The following is a 17,986-nucleotide window of genomic DNA, read 5'->3' as shown; positions in this document are numbered from 1 at the left end:
ATGAGCGGAATTCTCAAGGGCAAGCGCGTCCTGATCTCCGGTGTGCTGATGGAGTCCTCCATCGCCTTCCACGCCGCCAAGCTGGCCCAGGAGCAGGGCGCCGAGATCATCCTGACCGCGTTCCCGCGGCCCACGCTGACCGAGCGCATCGCCAAGAAGCTCCCCAAGCCCACCAAGGTCCTGGAGCTCGACGTCACGAACGAGGAGCACCTGGGCCGCCTGGCCGACCTCGTCGGCGCGGAGCTCGGCGGCCTCGACGGCGTCGTCCACTCCATCGGTTTCGCCCCGCAGGACGCCCTCGGCGGCAACTTCCTCAACACCCCGTTCGAGTCCGTGGCGACCGCCATGCACGTCTCGGCGTACTCCCTGAAGTCGCTCACCATGGCCTGCCTGCCGCTGATGCAGAACGGCGGCTCGGTCGTCGGCCTCACCTTCGACGCCCAGTACGCCTGGCCGCAGTACGACTGGATGGGCCCGGCCAAGGCCGCCCTGGAGGCCACCAGCCGCTACGTGGCGCGCGACCTGGGCAAGCAGAACATCCGCTGCAACCTCATCTCCGCGGGTCCGCTCGCCTCGATGGCCGCCAAGTCCATCCCGGGCTTCGGTGAGCTGGCCGCCGTGTGGGACAACCGCTCCCCGCTGGAGTGGGACCTCAAGGACCCGGAGCCGGCCGGCCGCGGCATCGTCGCCCTGCTGAGCGACTGGTTCCCGAAGACCACCGGCGAGATCATCCACGTGGACGGCGGGCTGCACGCGATCGGCGCGTGACCGCTGCCGCTGCCGTCACAGGCTCGGCCGACATTCCGAGGGCCCGCGTCCCGTTCCGGCGCGGGCCTTCGGCGTGTCGGTGCCTCGTCACCCGTTCGGCCCATCCGATCGGGCGGGGAAGAGGGGTAACTGGGCACTCTGGATTACGCGTTCACCTCGCGTTCCCTCCCCAGCACGGTCGAGGAGGTCCCCCCTTGTGCGTCTCTCCCGCAGCTTCGCCCCGCTGCTCGTCGCCGCCGCTCTCATAGCCGGCCTTCCGTACGAAGCCGTTCCGCACACACGCGTGGAGGGACGACGACAGGAGCGGCCCGAGCCCTTCGGCTCCACCTGCCACACCCGGGTCACCGGCTCCCAGGTGACCGCCTACTGCCACAACCCCTTCGTGGCCGCCGACCGCGTACGTCTGCACATCGAGTGCGACCGCTGGTGGGACCTCGACAGCGACGGCTCCTCGGTCGAGGCCGGGCCCGCGCAGACCGTACGGCTCACCGGCCGCTGCTGGAAGGAGATCCGCTCCGTGTGGGTCAGCCACCAGAAGCGGACGACCTGAGGCGGCACGAGAACGGATAACCCGCCGCCTCCCTGGCGGCAGCCGCCGCGTCGCCCGCGCGGATCGCCTCGACGAGCGGAGCGTGGTCCACGTACGACTGAGGGGTCAGCCTCCCGCCCACGTCGTCGCGCAGCCAGTCCCGCAACACCTCGCCCAGGTCCGCGTACACCGCCGTCATCACGTCGTTGTGGGACGCGGCCACCACCGCCATGTGCAGGCTCGCGTCGGCCGTCACGAACGCCTCCGCGTCACCGGACGCCCAGGCCTCCTCCCGGCGCCCCAGGAGTGCGTCCAGCTGCTTGAGGTCGCGTTCCGTGCGCCGCAGGGCCGCCAGCTCGGCCGCGCCCGACTCCAGGGTGGACCGCAGCTCGGCGATGTGCCGGGGGTCCGCGTCGGCGAAGCGGCGGTGCATCACGCCGGCCAGCTCACTGGTCGCCACGACGTACGTGCCCGAGCCCTGGCGGATGTCCAGCAGCCCGTTGTGCGCGAGGGCCCGGACCGCCTCCCGGACCGTGTTCCGGGCCACTCCGAGCTGCGCGACCAGCTCGGGCTCGGTCGGGATGCGGGAGCCGACGGGCCACTCGCCCGAGGTGATCTGGTTCCGCAGTGCGGCGATGACCTGCTCGGACAGGGCCGATCGGTGGGGGTGGCTCAGCGGCGGCATGGCACATCTTCGCACGGGGGGTTACAACCAATCATCCTATGATTCTATGCTGAGTGTCATGGTGAGCGAGGAAACCCGGACGACGACGTCCACGTCCATACGCAAGTCGGCCGAGCCGGACAACGGGAGCGGGGCGACAGCCACGCGCGCGTGGGTCACGCGGCTGGTCGTCGTCGGCATCGTGCTGTCCGCCCTCAACCTCCGGCCCGCCATCACCAGCCTCGGTGCCCTCCTCGAAGAGGTGCGCGAAGGACTCGGCATGAGCGGCACGGCGGCCGGGGTGCTCACCTCCGTACCCCCGTTCTGCTTCGCCCTCTTCGGCGTCATGGCTCCGCGGCTGGCCCGCCGCTTCGGCGTCGGCGCGGTCGTCTGCGCCGGAATGGCCGCCATCGCCGCCGGCCTGGCGATCCGCCCCTGGACGGGCACCGCCGCCGGGTTCCTGGCCGCCAGCGCGCTCGCCCTCATGGGCATCGCGGTCAGCAACGTCCTGATGCCGGTCGTCGTGAAGCGCTGGTTCCCGGACCGGGTCGGCTCCATGACGGGCCTGTACTCGATGGCCCTCGCCCTCGGCACCGCCGCCGCGGCGGCGGTCACCGTGCCCATGACCGAAGCACTGGGCGGAAGTTGGCAGTCGGGACTGACCGTCTGGGCGGTTCTCGCGGCGGCGGCCGTGATGCCCTGGATCCCGCTGGTACGGGAACGGGGCGCGAGCGGATCGCGACGGGAGACACCCTCCGCGCGCGGGACGTCCGCCACGGGGCCGGGGACCGGCGCGCTGCGCATCACCCGGAGCCGTACCGCCTGGGCGCTCGCCGTGTTCTTCGGGCTCCAGGCCACCGCCGCCTACGTCACCATGGGTTGGATGGCGCAGATCTTCCGGGACGCGGGTGTCCCGGCCGGCACCGCCGGACTGCTGCTCGCCGTGACCATGGCGATGGGGGTGCCGCTCGCCTTCGTCATCCCGCGCGTCGCCACGCGCCTGCCCCGCCAGGGGCCCATCGTGGTCGTGCTCGGCGCTTGCGGGCTTCTCGGATACGCGGGCCTCTACATCGCGCCGGCCGGTGGAGCCTGGGTCTGGGCCGTACTGCTCGGCATCGCCAACTGCTCCTTCCCGCTGGCCCTCACGATGGTCGGCATGCGGGCCAGGACGGGCGCGGGCGTCGCCCAGCTGTCTGCCTTCGCCCAGAGCACCGGCTATCTGATCTCCATTCCCGGGCCGCTCGTCGTGGGCGTTCTCTACCAGCACAGCGGCGGCTGGGGACTGCCGCTCGCGCTGATGGCCGGCCTGCTGCTGCCGCAGATGGCCGTGGGCGTACTGGCGGGACGTGATCGCACCGTCGAGGACGAGGCGGCGGCCCGCTGACCCCGCCCCACCAGATGCGGACACCCCGGGAGTACGGACGGGCGGGACGGGTGCGAAACTGGCGGCATGCCAGTGCTCGATCCGAACCCCCAGAACGGCCAGAAGAAGATGCTGCTCGTCTTCGGCTCGTTCTTCGCCATCTTCGTGATCATCGCCGTCATCGCGACGATCGCCTCACCGTGAGAACCGTTGGTGGGGATATCCCCACCATCCCCTAGGGGGCGAGTCTCAGGGTCAAGTGGGTGGATCACCGGATGGGTTGAGAGCCGCGACTTCCGTAACTTCGAGGTGTGGCCGCGAGATGCCGGCCACGGACGGCTCGAAGACCCACGGAGGCATCATGTCGGCCCGCACGCACTCCCGGCCCCTTCCGGCGACCACGCGTGGAGTCGACATACGGCTGCCGTGGTGGGCCCTGGTACTGCCGACGCTCGCGTTCGTCGCGCTGCTCGTACTGATGCTGAACCCCACCGACGCACAGGCCGCGACGGGCGACCCGCTGATCGCCCACTTCCTTGAACGGGCGCGGGAACTGCTGACGCGCTGAGCGCAGTGAACACCTCATTCCCACCTGCGGAGCCGCCCGTCAACTCCCTGCGCCCCATGGCGTGTTTCATGCGAAGCTGGGTGTCATGAGCGTCGCAGAACCCCGCAGAATCGTCCTCTTCCGGCATGCGAAAGCCGACTGGCCCCAGGTCGCCGACCACGAGCGGCCACTCGCCGACCGGGGACGCAAGGACGCCGCTGTCGCCGGGCGCAAGCTGGCCGACACCGGCATCCCTTTCGACCTGGCTCTCTGCTCCACCGCCACCCGGACCCGCGAGACCTGGAAACTCGCCGTCCAGGAATTCCCGCAACGGCCGAAGACCGTCTATGAGGAGCGGATCTACGACGCCTCACCCGGCGAACTCATCGCCCTGCTCAACGAGATCCCGGACGACACCAGGAACGTGGTCCTGATCGGCCACAACCCAGGAGTGCAGGCACTCACCGACATCCTGTCCGCCGAGTCCGAGAGCGACGCCCGCACAAGGCTGACCAGCCGAGGTTTCCCGGCGGCGGCCTTCGCGACCCTGTCCTTCACGGGCTCCTGGAAGGGCCTGGAACCGGGCACGGCAACACTGCTCGACTTCTGGGCGCCCACGGAGTAGGCGCCACCGGCTGTGGGCTGTCGTTCCGCAGAGGCGTAACGACAGCCCACAGCCTGCACCCCGCATTCGGCGAGGAAACGCTCGCCCTCACCGAAGAGGCGTCGCTCCACCCCCGGAGGGCTACTCCTGGGTATCCGCCGCCTCGACCTCTTCCCGGGTGACGCCCAGCAGATACAGCACGGTGTCCAGGAAGGGGAAGTTCACCGCCGTGTGCGCGGCCTCCCGCACGACCGGCTTGGCGTTGAAGGCGACGCCGAGCCCCGCCGCGTTCAGCATGTCCAGGTCGTTCGCCCCGTCGCCGATCGCCACGGTCTGATCCAGCGGCACCCCGGCCTCCGCCGCGAACCGCCGCAGCAGCCGGGCCTTGCCCGCCCGGTCCACGATCTCGCCGACGACCTTGCCCGTCAGCTTCCCGTCGACGATCTCCAGCGTGTTGGCCTGGGCGAAGTCCAGCCCGAGCCGCTCCTTCAGATCATCGGTGACCTGGGTGAACCCACCCGAGACGACACCGACTTCGAAGCCGAGCCGCTTCAGCGTACGGATCAGCGTGCGCGCCCCCGGCGTGAGCCGGACCTCGCTGCGCACCTTGTCCACCACCGATGCGTCGAGCCCCTTGAGCAGCGCCACGCGCGCGTGCAGCGACTGCTCGAAGTCCAGTTCCCCGCGCATCGCGGCGGCGGTCACCTCGGCGACCTCGTCCTCGCACCCCGCGTGCGCGGCGAAGAGCTCGATCACCTCGTCCTGGATGAGCGTCGAGTCCACATCCATGACGACCAGACGCTGAGCCCGCCGGTGCAACCCCGCCGCGACGACCGCGATGTCGACACCGAGTGCCGCCGCGTCGGTGACCAGCGCGGTGCGCAGTACCTCGGTCGCGACTCCGGAGACGGCGAACTCGACCGCTGTCACGGGGTACTTGGCGAGCCGGAAGATTCGGTCGATGTTGCCGCCGGCCCTGGTGATCCGTGCGGCGATCGCGGCGGTCGACTCGGCGGTCAGCGGATGCCCGAGCACGGTGACGAGGGAACGCCCGAGCCCGCGCGGCCGGTTGTCGCCGAGTCCGGAGATGATCTCCGCCTGCATCTTCATGGACTCCGCCCAGCTGTGGACGGTGGACCGCAGATCGCCTTCGATACCGGCAGGCGGCTGTGTCACGAGCGCGCACAGCACCATGCGGCCACGCGTGACGACCTGCTCGATGTCGACCACGTCCACGGAGTAGGCGGCAAGCGTGTCGAACAGCCCGGCGGTGATGCCCGGCCTGTCCTTGCCGAAGATTTTGACGAGAAGGGTGGGTACGTCAGCGGTCTGCGTAGCGTTCATGGTGTTTCCACCGTATCCGGCACCCAGTGCCTACCGCGCACGCGGTCCGCCTGACGGACGGGGAACAGTACGTTTCGGGGCGGTGGCGAAGACCTTACGAGCAGGTCAGCGCCGCCCCTTGGGCGGGCGTGGCGGCGGGGGAGGAGGCGGTGGTGGGGGAGGTGGAGGCGGGGGTGGGGTCCGTTTCTCCGGCGCGGACTCCGACGTGCCGCTCGTGCGCCCCCCGGGCCGTCGCGGCGGCGGCGAGAGCGGCCTGGCCATGGTGGGAAGGCCGTACAGGTTCTCGGGCGGCTGCTCCCCGTCACCCCGCCCCCGCCCCTCGCCCGGACCACCACCCCCACCCGGGCCTCGCTGCTCACCCGAACCGCTGTCCACGCCCGGCCCGCTCCCCTCACCGGAACCGGTCCGCTCGGGCGCGCTGCTCCTGTCGGGCGACCACGTCTCCGCACGCGGGGCATCGGGCGCCCAGCCGTCCTCGTACGGCCGTCGGCCGGCAGGGCCCCGACCGCTCTCGCGCGGCTGACCGGCGCCGGCCCCCTGCCCGCCCCCGTAGGGCCGCCACGCCTCGGCCGGCCGCGCGTCCTCGGGTTCCACCAGCCCCTCGGGCAGCCGCAGGTACGGATTGGTGTCGCGGTTGGGCGGCCGGTACGGCGAACCGGGCGTGTACGGGCCGGAGTACGGACCGGGGCCGCCGGCCTGCTCCGGGTGAACGCCGTACCGAGCCTCCCCGGCCTCCGAACCCGTCGCCCCGCTCGTCCCCATGGCCTCCGGCGCCCCGACAGCAGCTCCCGCCCAGCCCGCACCCGCGTCACTCAGTGCCAACGGCACCGCCCGCCACCCCGCCGCCCCGCTCACGTACGCCAGCAGTGCGCCGGCGGCTCCCGCGACCGCGCCCCACACCGCGCCCAGCAGCAGGGCCGCGACCAGTTGCCCGTGCAGTTCGATTCCGGCGCCGAACGCGTCGAAACCCAGGACCGAGATCGAGGCGTCCACGGACACCGCCGCCAGCCAGGCGAACAGCGGCAGCGCCACCGCGGTCGCCACCCCCAGCCGCAACGCGCACCGGCCGGCGAAACGCAGGGCACCCGGATCCCGTACGGCGAGGGGCACCCGCCCGTCGACGTCGTCCGGACCGACACCCCGGGCCAGCGGTGTCCGGGCCGCCGCGAGGACGCCCGCGAGCAGCATCATCAGGACCGCCGCCACCCCCAGCAGCCACACCCGGCTGTCCAGCTCGGCCAGTTCGCCGAGGCTGACCGACTGGTCGTCCGCCGAGCTGAGCAGCCGGTCGAGGGGGTCCGGGAGGACGTTCACCAGCACCCCGGACGCACTGCCGTCGAACGGGACGAACAGACCGATCGCGATCCCCAGCCAGACCCCGTTGGGGGCGCCGAGCAGCGCAGCGCCCGCGATGCGCTTGGGGTGGGCGTCGCCGATCGCCGCGTACGCCGCCACCGCGAACCCCGCCGCCACCGCCACCAGCGCCACGGTGACCAGGGCGGACACCGCCGGACGTACGACATGGTGGACCACTTCCCAGCCGCGCGGCAGGGAAGTGCTGCGGGAGGCCAGAAGGGCGATCGCCAGGACCCCGGCCGCCCAGACCAGGCCGCCGAGCAGCGTGGGGAGCGTGTCGACGCTGAAGCCGACCGCCGCCTTCGCGTCGATCAGGTCGCCGACCCGGTCGGGCAGCAGCCCGCTGATGTCACCGAGCCCGGGGACGTCGATCCCTCCGCCCCCGTCGCCACCCGTGCCCGGCAGGCTGTCGAGGCCCAGACCGCCCCCGTCGATGGTGATGAGGTCGTGCCCCGCCCAGGCCAGCCCGCCCAGGGTGGCCACGAAGAGGACGACCACCGCGCCCGCGCGCGCGAGGAGTTCGGACGGCGAGATCACCGCGCCCGCCCCGCGCAGGGACCGCAGGAAGAACCATGACAGGAGCAGTGCTCCCACCAGGCCGACGCCCAGTGGCGCGATCTCGACCGCGGTCGCCGCCTCCGCTCCTTTCAGGCCGAAGGCCGACACATCACCGGACGGGGTGACCGAACCACCCGCCCCAAGTGCCACAACAGCCGCGGTCATCGGCCCGAGCGAGGCCGTGGCATCAGCCTCCAGCAGATGCAGACCGAGCGCCGCAGTGCCCGCCATTCCGATCAACGCCCAGCTCACAGAGGTGATCGCGGAGAGCAGCACATCTCCCCACGGCAGCCTCCCGCCCTGCTCGGCGGTCTCGATGCCCATCGTCAGCCCCCGATCCGCGCGGCGGCGGTCCACCCCGCGTGTCCCCCTCGCGTGGGATTACCACTCTCCGGGCCGGTTTCCACCCAGTCAACGGCGCGTCGCTGTCCGCTTCCACGCCCCGTCCGCAAGGCCCGACTTTCGGTCAGGGGGCTGAGCCTGAAATAGTTCCCCACGATGTTCGACATCCCTAGACTCCCCGTGTTGGGGCAATTTCGGGGGACAACTCAGTGGGGCGCGGAGTGCCGGAACTCGTACTGGAATTGAACGAACGGACCTGGACGCTCGATTCGTCCAGGCCATACACCCTCGGGCGTGATCCGCAGGGGGACATCGTGCTCGATGACGCCAGGGTCTCCTGGCGGCACGCGACGATCAGCTGGGGCGGCCGGAGCTGGCTGATCGAGGACCACGGCAGCACCAACGGCACCTTCGTGCAGGGGCAGCGCATCCACCAGATGGAGATCGGGCCGGGCTCGGCCGTCCATCTCGGCAACGCGACCGACGGCCCGCGTCTGAACCTCTCCAGCAGTGCCGCCTCGGTGGCGACACCGCAGGTGGCGCAGCCTCAGCAGCAACCGTTCGCCGCCCAGGGCGCGAGCCCCGGCTGGGCCCAGCCGCCCCAGCATCAGGCGCCGGAACAGAGCTGGCCGCAGCCGGAGCAGCAGTCCGCCGCGATCCCGCAGCAGCAGGGCCCCGGCCCGGGCGCGGGGGCGCCGCCGGTGTACGGCGACCGCAGCCCGACCACCTTCCACCAGCTGCACCTCGGCCGCGTGATGCGCATCGGCCGCGCCCTGGAGAACGAGCTGGTCGTCTCGGACCTCCAGGTCTCACGCAACCACGCCGAGTTCCACGCGACACCCGACGGCCGCTTCGAGATCCGCGACCTGGGCTCGCACAACGGCACGTACGTCAACGGCATGCCGATCGCCAAGGGCGGCACGGCGCTGCTCGGCCCGAACGACATCGTCGGCGTCGGTCACTCCACGTTCCGCCTGGTCGGCGATCACCTGGAGGAGTTCGTCGACACCGGCGAGATCTCCTTCTCGGCCCGCCATCTGACGGTCACCGTGGACGGCGGCAAGCAGATCCTCAAGGACGTCTCCTTCGGCGTCCCGGAGAAGTCGCTGATCGCGGTCATCGGCCCGTCCGGCTCCGGCAAGTCGACGCTCCTGAAGGCGCTCACGGGCTACCGGCCCGCCAACCAGGGCGACGTCCTCTACGACAACCGCAACCTGTACAAGCAGTTCGCCGAGCTGCGCCAGCGCATCGGCCTGGTCCCGCAGGACGACATCCTGCACAAGGAACTGACCGTCAAGAAGGCCCTCAAGTACGCGGCCAAGCTGCGTTTCCCCGCCGACACGACCACGGAGGAGCGCGAGAACCGCATAGGCGAGGTGCTGCGCGAGCTGAAGCTCGACATCCACAAGGAGAAGAAGGTCACCTCCCTCTCCGGCGGCCAGCGCAAGCGCGTCTCGGTGGCCCTGGAGCTCCTCACCAAGCCCTCGCTGATCTTCCTGGACGAGCCGACCTCCGGCCTCGACCCGGGCATGGACCGCGACGTCATGCAGCTGCTGCGCGGCCTCGCCGACGACGGCCGTACGGTCCTCGTCGTCACGCACTCCGTGGCCGAACTGGCGATCTGCGACAAGCTCCTGGTGATGGCGCCGGGCGGCTCGGTGGCGTACTTCGGTCCGCCCGAGGAGGCTCTGAACTTCTTCGGCTACGACACCTGGGCCGACGTCTTCTCCTCCTTCGAGAACTACCGCGACTACGACTGGGCGGGACGCTGGAAGGGCTCGCAGCACTACCAGATGTACGCCGCGGACATCGACGCGGTCGCCCCGCAGTCCGTAGACATGCCCGCCGCACAGGCCATGCGCCCGCCCAAGCCGCAGGGCTGGGGCTCGCAGCTGATGACCCTGATCCGCCGGTACGTCACGGTCATCGTCTCCGACAAGGGCTTCCTGGCACTGACGGTGATCCTGCCCGCGGTGCTCGGCGCGGTGAGTCTGCTCATCGATCCGGACAAGACCCTGCTGCCCGGCAAGATCAACAGAAGCGGCCTCAACGTCCCGAACGGCACGGCCACCACCGTTCTGCTCATCCTCGCGGTCGGCGCCTGCTTCGCCGGAGCCGCCAACTCCGTCCGTGAGCTGATCAAGGAACGGGTCATCTACGAACGGGAGCGCGCGACCGGCCTGTCGCGCTCCGCGTATCTGATGTCCAAGGTGATCGTCCTCGGCTTCATCACGGTCCTGCAGGGACTCATGGTCGGCGCGATCGGCTTCTCCAGCCGCACGATCCCGGAGGAGGGCCTGGTCTTCGGCAAGTTCGTGCTGCTCGAACTGTCCGTCCCGATCATGGCGCTCGGCTTCTCGTCGATGATGTTCGGCCTGGTCATCTCCTCCCTGGTGAAGACCTCGGAGAAGACCATGCCGCTGCTCGTCATGTTCGCGATCATCCAGGTCGTGTTCACCGGCTGCCTGTTCATCCTGCACGGCAACATCGGCGTCAACGAGTTCTCGTACCTGATGCCGTCCCGCTGGGCGGTCGCCGCCGCGGGCGCCACGCTGGACTTCAACAAGATCAGCCCGAACGTCGACGATCCCGGCAGCACGGACCCCCTCTGGGACCACACGGTCACCGCCTGGGGCATCGACATGGCGGCCCTGATCGCCATCGGCGTGATCTGCGGCTTCTTCGTGGCCCGCTTCCTGCGCCGCCACGAGCCCGAGGTCATGCGCAAGTGATCACGGCCGTACGACGGTGAAGGGCGGCACCCCCGGTGGGGGTGCCGCCCTTTCGCCTGTACGAGCCGAGGTCCGCTACGTGTCAGAGGTCCGCGCAGGCCTCAGTACGCGCCGTTGACGTTGTCGATCGAGCCGTACTTGTCGGCCGCGTAGTTGGCGGCGGCCGTGATGTTGGCGACCGGGTCGTAGATGTTCGTCGACGTACCGGAGACGTGGTACGCGTTGAAGGTCGGCTGGATGACCTGGAGGAGGCCGATCGACGGGGTGCCGTTCTGGGCGTTGATGTCCCAGCCGTTGATGGCGTTCGGGTTGCCCGTCGACTCCCGCATGATGTTGCGGTACAGGCCGTTGTAGGAGCCCGGGATGCCCTTGTTCCCCATGATGTCGAGGGCCTCGCGGATCCAGCCGTCGAGGTTGTTGCTGTACGTCTTCGTGGCGGCCTTCTTCAGCGCGGCGCGCTTGGCGGACCGGCTCGCGGCCTCCCGCGCCTTGCGCTCCTTCGCGGCCTTCGCCGCCGCCTTCTTCTTCGCCGCCGCCTTCTTCGCGGCAGCCGCGTCGGCGGCCTTCTTCTTCGCCGCGGCGGCCTCGGCCTGCCAGGTCGCGCCGGCCAGCTGGTCGGTGACGCTCGCCTTCACGTCCTTGATCTGGTCCTGGCTGAACACCACAGGAGCGGCGGAGACGGCCTCGGAGGTGGTCTGCGCGTCGCCCGGCACGAAGGTGAACGCGAGGGCGGCAGTGGCGAGCGTGGCGGCACCGGCGATCGCGAGCCTGCGAGTCCTGGCGGACATACGACTATGACCAGGAGTGGCGGTGTTCTTGGACATGGCGGATGGACCTCTTCGAATAGCGCGGACGTCGCTCGGTGCCCGGGGGGACAGGCGTGCTTCCGGCACAAACGCCGCGGGCGGAACCCGCGGCGCTGAGCGACGTCCGCCATTCTTAGCGGCCGCAAAATCCTGTGGCAAAGGTGTGACGTACTACGGGGGGTAGTGGACCCGCGAAGGGCAAAATAGGACAGACCGGAGCGTCTTTCCCGCTCACCGGGTGGACGTTTGTCTCCTATGGCCTCTAGTAAGTGATGTGGGTCCTATGTGCGGGGTCACATCGGCCGAGTGCTCGTCTCACCATTGGTTGCGAGAGCAATGCTCAGCGTGAGGGGTCTGCTTCATGCCTCCTGCGGAAGGAGGAGATGCACGTCCCCGAACTCGTGCCACAGGTACCGCTCGCGCAGCGCCGCCTCGTACCCCAGGTCGACAGCGGCCCGTCCCGCGACCGCCGCCAGCATCAGCAGGTGCGACGCCTCCGGCTCGTGCAGCCCCGTCAGCAGCCCGTCCACGACCCGCACCCCGCGCTCGGGCGTCACCACCAGGTCGGTCCACCCCTCGGTCGCCCGGACCACACCGTCCGGCCCCGCCGCGGACTCCACTGCCCGCACGGCCGTCGTACCGACCGCCACGACCCGTCCGCCCCCGGCCCGCGCGGCGTTGATCAGCCGCGCCGAGGGCTCCGGCACGGCGAACCGCTCCGGATACGGCGGCTCGTGCGCCTCCGCGGACGCGACCCCCGTGTGCAGCCTGACGGGCGCGAACTGCACCCCCCGGCTCACCAGCTCCGCCACCAGCCGCGCGGTGAAGGGCCGTGCGGCACTCGGCATCTCCGCGCTGCCCGCCCCGTCGCAGGACGGCAGGGCGAACACCGTCTGGTAGGCGGACAACGGCTGATCGCGTTCCGTATAGGAGTAACGAATGGGCCGCCCGTGCTCCCGCAGAAGAGGCAGCACCTGCCCGGCCACCCGCGCCCACCACAGCCGGGAGCCGCGCACGGTCAGCGGTTCCTCGAGAACCAGCCCCGCGTCCCCGGGCAGCCGTACGACCGTCCCCGAGGCGCCCGCACGCGCGCGTGTGGTGCCCGTACCGTCGGGATCCCGCAGCTCGACGGCCCACCGCCCGTCGTCCCCGCGCGTCGAGAAGTGCACCACCACGCGCGCGTGCCCGACCCACCCGTCCACGGCTGCGGCCAGCGTCGACGACGTGTTGACGACGAGCAGATCCCCGGCCCGCAGCTGCCGGGGCAGCTCGGCGAACACGTGATGCGACACCGTGGTCCCCCGCGACACCAGCAGCCGTACGTCGCCCCGGTCCAGCCCTGGCCCGCGCTGCTCGGCCGGCACCCGCGCCGACAACTCCTCCGGCACCTGTACGGCCAGTGTCATCGCCCCTCCAGCAGGGACGGCGCCGAGTACCGCCCACTCGCCGGCCGCTCGTCCAGCAGCCGCAGAAACGCGGGTACGACACTGCCGGGCTCCGGACGCGGGTCGTCGTCGCCGGGCACGGCTGCCGCGTACAGGTCCGTCCCCATGTCCCCGGGATCGACCGCCCAGACCCGAACCCCCGGCTCTTCCGCCCCGAGCACCGCCGCCAGCTGATCGAGGGCCGCCTTGGACGCCCCGTAGCCGCCCCACGTCTCGTACGCCTCGGCAGCCGCGTCCGAACTGACGGCGATCACCGTTCCGGCCGCCGACTCCCGCAGCGGCGGCAGCGCCTCCTGGACCAGGCCCAGCGCGGCCACCACATTCACCTCAAGGGCCCGCCGCAGCCCCTCCAGGGACAGCCCCTCCAGCCGTACGAGCGGTTCGGCGCCCAGCGCGCTCGCGTTGCTCACCAGGAGATCGACGCCGCCCAGCTTCCGCGCCGCAGCCACCAGCCCGGCACGGTGACCGGCGTCCGTGACATCGCCGGCGTGGGCCTCCACCCGCACTCCGTACGCGGCGAGCGCCTCGGCGGTGGTGTGCAGGACCTCCGGGGTCCTGGCGTCCAGTACGAGATCCCAGCCGCGTTGCGCGAGCGCCGAGGCCAGCGCCCGCCCCAGACCCTTGGAAGCCCCCGTGATGATCGCTACCGGCATGACACGCGTCCCCTCGTCCTCGGCCGCCGATGATCGGCGGTGCCTCCAACGTAGGAACGGAACCGTCCCGGCCGCCTCGTCCTGGGGCCGCAGGACGTGAGGTCCTTCGCCCTAGGTCCTTCGGACCAGGCAGGGCCGCCACAGGACGGATACGCCCTGTCACACCCCGCCGGTACCGTGAGGGCATGAGTCAAGGACCACGGTCCGGCCTGTCCGCGGTGAGCGCCGCGCTGCTGGCCATGAGCAGGCACCTGGAGGTGCGCGACGTCCTCAAGACGATCGTCACCTCCGCCAGAGAGCTGCTCGACGCGCAGTACGCGGCGCTGGGGGTCCCGGACGACCACGGCGGCTTCGCCCAGTTCGTGGTCGACGGCGTCAGCGACGCCCAGTGGAAGGCCATCGGCCCGCTCCCGCGCCAGCACGGCATCCTCGCCGCGATGCTGCGCGAGGCCCGCCCCGAGCGCCTGGCCGACGTCCGCGAGGACCCGCGCTTCGAGGGCTGGCCGTCCGCCCACCCCGACATGTCCGACTTCCTGGGCCTGCCGATCCGGGACGGCGACGAGGTGCTGGGCGCACTGTTCCTCGCCAACAAGAACTGTCCGAAACCGTCCGGCGGCTGCGGCTTCACCGAGGACGACGAGGACCTCCTCACCATCCTGGCCCAGCACGCGGCGATCGCCCTGACCAACGCCCGCCTCTACGAGCGCAGCCGCGAACTGACCATCGCCGAGGAGCGCTCCCGCCTCGCCCACGAACTGCACGACGCGGTCAGCCAGAAGCTGTTCTCCCTGCGCCTGACCGCCCAGGCCGCCGCCACCCTGGTGGACCGCGACCCCGCCCGCGCCAAGGGCGAACTGCAGCAGGTGGCCGCGCTCGCCGCGGAGGCGGCCGACGAACTGCGCGCGGCGGTCGTGGAGCTGCGCCCCACGGCCCTGGACGAAGACGGTCTGATCGCCACGCTCCGCACCCACATCCAGGTCCTCGACCGAGCGCACTCCGCGCGCGTGACCTTCGACAGCAACGGGGTCCGCGCCCTGCCGGCCGCCCAGGAGGAGGCCTTGCTGCGGGTGGCTCAGGAGGCCCTGCACAACGCGCTGAGGCACTCCGGGGCGGCCAGGGTCGAGGTGACCCTCGCGAAGCGCGGCCCGGGCGCCGCGCTGCGTGTCACCGACGACGGCAGCGGCTTCGAACCGACGGCGGTACGCAGCGCCGGACGCCATCTCGGCCTGGTCTCGATGCGGGACAGGGCGAGCGGGGTCGGCGGGCGGCTGGACGTGGAATCGGCGCCCGGCAAGGGCACCACGATCGAGATGGAGGTACCCGGTGGCTGACGCGATCAAGGTGCTGCTCGTCGACGACCACCAGGTGGTCCGCCGGGGCCTGCGCACGTTCCTCGAAGTGCAGGACGACATCGAGGTCGTGGGCGAGGCGTCGGACGGCGCCGAGGGAGTCGACCGCGCGCAGGAACTGAAACCCGACGTCGTCCTCATGGACATCAAGATGCCGGGCATGGACGGCGTCGAGGCGTTGCGCAGACTCCGCGAACTCGACAACCCCGCGCGCGTGCTGATCGTCACGAGCTTCACCGAGCAGCGCACGGTGGTCCCCGCACTGCGCGCGGGCGCCGCCGGCTACGTCTACAAGGACATCGACCCGGACGCCCTCGCCGGCGCGATCCGCTCCGTGCACGCCGGACACATCCTGCTCCAGCCCGAGGTCGCGGGCGCACTGCTGAGCCAGGAGGAGACGCACTCGGGCCAGGGGAGGAGCGGCTCGCTCACCGAGCGGGAGCGCGAGGTACTGACCCTGATCGCGGACGGCCGCTCGAACCGGGAGATAGCCCGCGCCCTGGTGCTGTCCGAGAAGACGGTCAAGACGCATGTCTCGAACATCCTGATGAAACTCGACCTGGCGGACCGCACGCAGGCGGCGTTGTGGGCGGTACGTCACGGTGTGACCGGATGACCGGCAACTCGGAACGTTCCCTTCCGGGCTGAGATTCATACCGTCGTGGGAATGTCCCCCGGATGGCGCATCCTTCGTGGATCTCCGGCGTTCTTCAGTGCGTGCCGCGGCGATCTGCCGCGGTGAACGCAATGGGAGGGCTCAGAAGTGAAGAACCTGAAGAAGGCCGCCGCAGTGACGATGGTGGCGGGTGGCCTGATCGCCGCCGGTGCCGGTTTCGCCTCCGCCACGGAGGGCTCGCACGCGAACGGCCAGGCCGTGGGCTCGCCGGGCGTCGCCTCGGGCAACCTCGTCCAGGCCCCGGTGCACATCCCGGTGAACGCGGTGGGCAACAGCGTCAACGTCATCGGTGTGCTGAACCCCGCCTTCGGCAACCTCGGCCTCAACCACTGAGGAACCGAGACGCCGAAGTGCTGAGGCACTGAGGTCCCGACCTCCGGCCTCCTGGGTACGCCCGGGAGGCCGGTCCGAATTTGGTTGTCAGCGCCGGTCCAGGCATTTCAGCCCGTCCGGCGTTTGAGGACGAGGCCGTTCAGGCCGAAGCGGGGGCCTGGGGGCGACAGCCCCCAGAAGACGCCCACACCAACCGACCCGCACCGCACAACAGACCTCACCGCACCCCCCGCTCCTCCACAACGGAGTTGTACGCCGCGACCTGCGCCCGCCGAGCCGTCCGCTCCACCGGCCGCAACGCCTCCGCCCGCGCCGCGATCTCCGACGCGCTCACCGCCCCGCCGGGCCCGTTCTCCGACGCCACCGAGATCAGCAACCCCACCCGCTGCGCCAGCTCCAACACCCGTACCGCCCGCGGCGGATACCCCGGCGCCAGCACCTCGCGCCCGCGCTCCGCCCGCGCCCGGTACGCGTCGACCGCCGCCTCCGCGACCGGCCCCGAACCGGCGACGTCCAGCCGCGCCAACACCGCCGTCGCGTCCCGCAGCGCCTCCGCCAGTTCGCGCTCGGCCTCCCCGAGGGACGGCACATCGGCGGGCGGAGCCTCCCGTACGGCCAGGCAGTGCCAGACGACCTCGATGTGCACGTCCCCGGCCGGCCCGGCCTCGTACACCTCCGGCACCAGCCCCAGCGCGGCGCCCTCGCAGATCACGGCCTCCTCCGCATCCAGCGCCCGCGCGTTGAACTCGGGGGGCCCGCTCAGCCCGAGCGGATGCCCCGGCGCGGGCAGCGCGATCCGCAGCCCGGAGGCACCGAGCGTCCGCAGCCGTCCCAGCGCGAGCGTGAGACCGACGGGCGCCGCCTCACCGGGCAGCCCCTCGACGCGGTGCACCGCGTCCTCCCCGACGATGGCCAGTACCGCGTCGTCCGGCGAAACAAGTCCGGCCAACAGGGCATTTCCCCATGCGGCCAGTCGTCCTGAGCGTGGTTCCGAGAGCATGCCCCCACCCTAAGGACCGACCGAGGGGAGGGACCGGGCGACCGGTGGCGTAGATTTCGTGGGGGGCTGCGCCCACAGGCGCACGCGAGACTGGCCGACACTGCAATGGGAGACAACCCGCTCATGAGCGATGTTCTGGAGCTGGAGGACGTATCCGTGGTCCGCGAGGGCCGGGCTCTGGTGGACCAGGTCTCCTGGTCGGTCAAGGAGGGCGAACGCTGGGTCATCCTCGGCCCGAACGGCGCCGGGAAGACAACCCTCCTGAACCTCGCTTCCAGCTACCTCTTCCCCAGCCAGGGCACCGCCACCATCCTCGGCGAGACCCTCGGCAAGGTCGACGTCTTCGATCTGCGCCCGCGCATCGGCATGGCCGGCATCGCCATGGCCGACAAGCTGCCCAAGCGCCAGACCGTGCTCCAGACGGTGCTGACCGCCGCGTACGGCATGACGGCCGGCTGGCAGGAGGAGTACGAGGACATCGACGAACAGCGCGCCCGCGCCTTCCTCGACCGCCTCGGCATGAGCGACTACCTCGAACGTCGCTTCGGCACCCTCTCCGAGGGCGAGCGCAAGCGCACCCTCATCGCCCGCGCCCTGATGACCGACCCCGAGCTCCTCCTCCTCGACGAGCCCGCCGCCGGCCTCGACCTCGGCGGTCGCGAGGACCTCGTGCGCCGGCTCGGCCGTCTCGCCCGCGACCCGATCGCACCCTCCATGATCATGGTCACGCACCATGTCGAGGAGATCGCCCCGGGCTTCACCCACGTCCTGATGATCCGTCAGGGCAAGGTGCTCGCCGCAGGCCCCCTGGAGCTCGAACTGACCTCCCGCAACCTGTCGATGTGCTTCGGCCTCCCTCTCGTCGTCGAGCAGGTCGGCGAACGCTGGACCGCGCAGGGCCTGTCGATGTCCTGACG

The 17,986-nt window shown here is 71.0% G+C and carries 18 protein-coding genes; 11 read left to right on the top strand and 7 right to left on the bottom strand.

The features are described from left to right. Both fabI and OHN74_RS08820 read left to right on the top strand, forming a co-directional pair. Positions 1-768 (top strand): enoyl-ACP reductase FabI, encoded by a 768-nt coding sequence (fabI, locus tag OHN74_RS08825; protein WP_327693963.1) that lies wholly within the window; start codon positions 1-3, stop codon positions 766-768. Positions 769-964: 196 nt separating this feature from the next. Then, positions 965-1,318 carry a hypothetical protein gene (locus OHN74_RS08820; protein WP_327693962.1) on the top strand — a complete coding sequence of 118 codons (354 nt, stop codon included), beginning with the start codon at positions 965-967 and terminating at the stop codon, positions 1,316-1,318. Here OHN74_RS08820 and OHN74_RS08815 read toward each other — a convergent pair. Beyond that, complete coding sequence (locus OHN74_RS08815; protein WP_327693961.1) at positions 1,293-1,982, bottom strand: FadR/GntR family transcriptional regulator; 690 nt, start codon at positions 1,980-1,982, stop codon at positions 1,293-1,295. The genes OHN74_RS08820 and OHN74_RS08815 overlap by 26 nt on opposite strands. A gap of 46 nt (positions 1,983-2,028) precedes the next feature. On the opposite strand from OHN74_RS08815, the gene OHN74_RS08810 reads away from it, so the two are divergent. The 4 genes from OHN74_RS08810 to OHN74_RS08795 all read left to right on the top strand — a co-directional run bounded on the left by OHN74_RS08810 (position 2,029) and on the right by OHN74_RS08795 (position 4,496). Continuing rightward, positions 2,029-3,345 carry a CynX/NimT family MFS transporter gene (locus OHN74_RS08810; RefSeq protein ID WP_327693960.1) on the top strand — a complete coding sequence of 439 codons (1,317 nt, stop codon included), beginning with the start codon at positions 2,029-2,031 and terminating at the stop codon, positions 3,343-3,345. A gap of 66 nt (positions 3,346-3,411) precedes the next feature. Then, positions 3,412-3,528 carry an SGM_5486 family transporter-associated protein gene (locus tag OHN74_RS08805; protein ID WP_105974872.1) on the top strand — a complete coding sequence of 39 codons (117 nt, stop codon included), beginning with the start codon at positions 3,412-3,414 and terminating at the stop codon, positions 3,526-3,528. A gap of 157 nt (positions 3,529-3,685) precedes the next feature. Continuing rightward, on the top strand, positions 3,686-3,892 hold the full coding sequence (locus OHN74_RS08800) for a hypothetical protein (RefSeq protein WP_327700049.1): 207 nt from the start codon (positions 3,686-3,688) through the stop codon (positions 3,890-3,892). An 85-nt stretch (positions 3,893-3,977) separates the two neighbouring features. After that, entirely contained in the window at positions 3,978-4,496 is a 519-nt protein-coding gene (locus tag OHN74_RS08795) for a SixA phosphatase family protein (protein ID WP_327693959.1), read from the top strand. 120 nt (positions 4,497-4,616) lie between these two features. On the opposite strand, the gene serB is transcribed toward OHN74_RS08795, so the two are convergent. Next, positions 4,617-5,819 carry a phosphoserine phosphatase SerB gene (serB, locus tag OHN74_RS08790; RefSeq protein ID WP_327693958.1) on the bottom strand — a complete coding sequence of 401 codons (1,203 nt, stop codon included), beginning with the start codon at positions 5,817-5,819 and terminating at the stop codon, positions 4,617-4,619. A 105-nt stretch (positions 5,820-5,924) separates the two neighbouring features. Beyond that, positions 5,925-8,057 carry a streptophobe family protein gene (locus OHN74_RS08785; protein WP_327693957.1) on the bottom strand — a complete coding sequence of 711 codons (2,133 nt, stop codon included), beginning with the start codon at positions 8,055-8,057 and terminating at the stop codon, positions 5,925-5,927. 239 nt (positions 8,058-8,296) lie between these two features. Here OHN74_RS08785 and OHN74_RS08780 point away from each other — a divergent pair, with 239 nt between their 5' ends. Beyond that, entirely contained in the window at positions 8,297-10,807 is a 2,511-nt protein-coding gene (locus tag OHN74_RS08780) for an ABC transporter ATP-binding protein/permease (protein WP_327693956.1), read from the top strand. Between the two features lie 101 nt (positions 10,808-10,908). Here the strand turns inward: OHN74_RS08780 and OHN74_RS08775 are convergent, their stop codons facing one another. From OHN74_RS08775 to OHN74_RS08765, 3 genes are all read right to left on the bottom strand, one after another. Next, positions 10,909-11,631: a transglycosylase SLT domain-containing protein gene (locus tag OHN74_RS08775; protein ID WP_327693955.1), complete on the bottom strand. Its 723-nt coding sequence runs from the start codon at positions 11,629-11,631 to the stop codon at positions 10,909-10,911. A 341-nt stretch (positions 11,632-11,972) separates the two neighbouring features. Beyond that, positions 11,973-13,019 carry an S-adenosylmethionine:tRNA ribosyltransferase-isomerase gene (locus OHN74_RS08770; RefSeq protein ID WP_327693954.1) on the bottom strand — a complete coding sequence of 349 codons (1,047 nt, stop codon included), beginning with the start codon at positions 13,017-13,019 and terminating at the stop codon, positions 11,973-11,975. Then, the gene (locus OHN74_RS08765; protein WP_327693953.1) at positions 13,016-13,711 is read right to left on the bottom strand and encodes an SDR family NAD(P)-dependent oxidoreductase; all 696 of its coding nucleotides are present in this window, start codon (positions 13,709-13,711) and stop codon (positions 13,016-13,018) included. The genes OHN74_RS08770 and OHN74_RS08765 overlap by 4 nt, the downstream gene beginning before the upstream one ends. A gap of 185 nt (positions 13,712-13,896) precedes the next feature. On the opposite strand from OHN74_RS08765, the gene OHN74_RS08760 reads away from it, so the two are divergent. The 3 genes from OHN74_RS08760 (at position 13,897) to chpE (ending at position 16,069) form a co-directional block, all read left to right on the top strand. Continuing rightward, positions 13,897-15,042, top strand: a complete 1,146-nt coding sequence (locus OHN74_RS08760) for a GAF domain-containing sensor histidine kinase (RefSeq protein ID WP_327693952.1) — start codon at positions 13,897-13,899, stop codon at positions 15,040-15,042. Further along, on the top strand, positions 15,035-15,676 hold the full coding sequence (locus OHN74_RS08755) for a response regulator transcription factor (RefSeq protein ID WP_327693951.1): 642 nt from the start codon (positions 15,035-15,037) through the stop codon (positions 15,674-15,676). Before OHN74_RS08760 ends, OHN74_RS08755 begins: the two co-directional genes overlap by 8 nt. Before the next feature lie 147 nt (positions 15,677-15,823). Next, positions 15,824-16,069 (top strand): chaplin ChpE, encoded by a 246-nt coding sequence (gene chpE, locus OHN74_RS08750; protein WP_327693950.1) that lies wholly within the window; start codon positions 15,824-15,826, stop codon positions 16,067-16,069. Between the two features lie 217 nt (positions 16,070-16,286). On the opposite strand, the gene OHN74_RS08745 is transcribed toward chpE, so the two are convergent. Further along, complete coding sequence (locus OHN74_RS08745; protein WP_327693949.1) at positions 16,287-17,069, bottom strand: hypothetical protein; 783 nt, start codon at positions 17,067-17,069, stop codon at positions 16,287-16,289. Positions 17,070-17,192: 123 nt separating this feature from the next. On the opposite strand from OHN74_RS08745, the gene OHN74_RS08740 reads away from it, so the two are divergent. Beyond that, positions 17,193-17,984, top strand: coding sequence for an ABC transporter ATP-binding protein (locus tag OHN74_RS08740; protein WP_327693948.1), 792 nt, complete (start codon positions 17,193-17,195; stop codon positions 17,982-17,984). The last annotated feature ends 2 nt before the right edge of the window (positions 17,985-17,986 follow it).

The organism is Streptomyces sp. NBC_00459 (genome assembly GCF_036013955.1).
Taxonomy (GTDB): domain Bacteria; phylum Actinomycetota; class Actinomycetes; order Streptomycetales; family Streptomycetaceae; genus Streptomyces.
This window is presented reverse-complemented; position numbering and strand designations above follow the sequence as displayed.

What these genes read in the sequence shown, in the direction of transcription:
- fabI (WP_327693963.1), top strand. Translation starts at nt 1, where the DNA reads ATGAGCGGAATTCTCAAGGGCAAGCGCGTCCTGATCTCCGGTGTGCTG.
- OHN74_RS08815 (WP_327693961.1), bottom strand. Translation starts at nt 1,982, where the DNA reads ATGCCGCCGCTGAGCCACCCCCACCGATCGGCCCTGTCCGAGCAGGTC.
- OHN74_RS08810 (WP_327693960.1), top strand. Translation starts at nt 2,029, where the DNA reads ATGCTGAGTGTCATGGTGAGCGAGGAAACCCGGACGACGACGTCCACG.
- OHN74_RS08805 (WP_105974872.1), top strand. Translation starts at nt 3,412, where the DNA reads ATGCCAGTGCTCGATCCGAACCCCCAGAACGGCCAGAAGAAGATGCTG.
- OHN74_RS08800 (WP_327700049.1), top strand. Translation starts at nt 3,686, where the DNA reads ATGTCGGCCCGCACGCACTCCCGGCCCCTTCCGGCGACCACGCGTGGA.
- OHN74_RS08795 (WP_327693959.1), top strand. Translation starts at nt 3,978, where the DNA reads ATGAGCGTCGCAGAACCCCGCAGAATCGTCCTCTTCCGGCATGCGAAA.
- serB (WP_327693958.1), bottom strand. Translation starts at nt 5,819, where the DNA reads ATGAACGCTACGCAGACCGCTGACGTACCCACCCTTCTCGTCAAAATC.
- OHN74_RS08785 (WP_327693957.1), bottom strand. Translation starts at nt 8,057, where the DNA reads ATGGGCATCGAGACCGCCGAGCAGGGCGGGAGGCTGCCGTGGGGAGAT.
- OHN74_RS08775 (WP_327693955.1), bottom strand. Translation starts at nt 11,631, where the DNA reads ATGTCCAAGAACACCGCCACTCCTGGTCATAGTCGTATGTCCGCCAGG.
- OHN74_RS08770 (WP_327693954.1), bottom strand. Translation starts at nt 13,019, where the DNA reads ATGACACTGGCCGTACAGGTGCCGGAGGAGTTGTCGGCGCGGGTGCCG.
- OHN74_RS08765 (WP_327693953.1), bottom strand. Translation starts at nt 13,711, where the DNA reads ATGCCGGTAGCGATCATCACGGGGGCTTCCAAGGGTCTGGGGCGGGCG.
- OHN74_RS08760 (WP_327693952.1), top strand. Translation starts at nt 13,897, where the DNA reads ATGAGTCAAGGACCACGGTCCGGCCTGTCCGCGGTGAGCGCCGCGCTG.
- OHN74_RS08745 (WP_327693949.1), bottom strand. Translation starts at nt 17,069, where the DNA reads ATGCTCTCGGAACCACGCTCAGGACGACTGGCCGCATGGGGAAATGCC.
- OHN74_RS08740 (WP_327693948.1), top strand. Translation starts at nt 17,193, where the DNA reads ATGAGCGATGTTCTGGAGCTGGAGGACGTATCCGTGGTCCGCGAGGGC.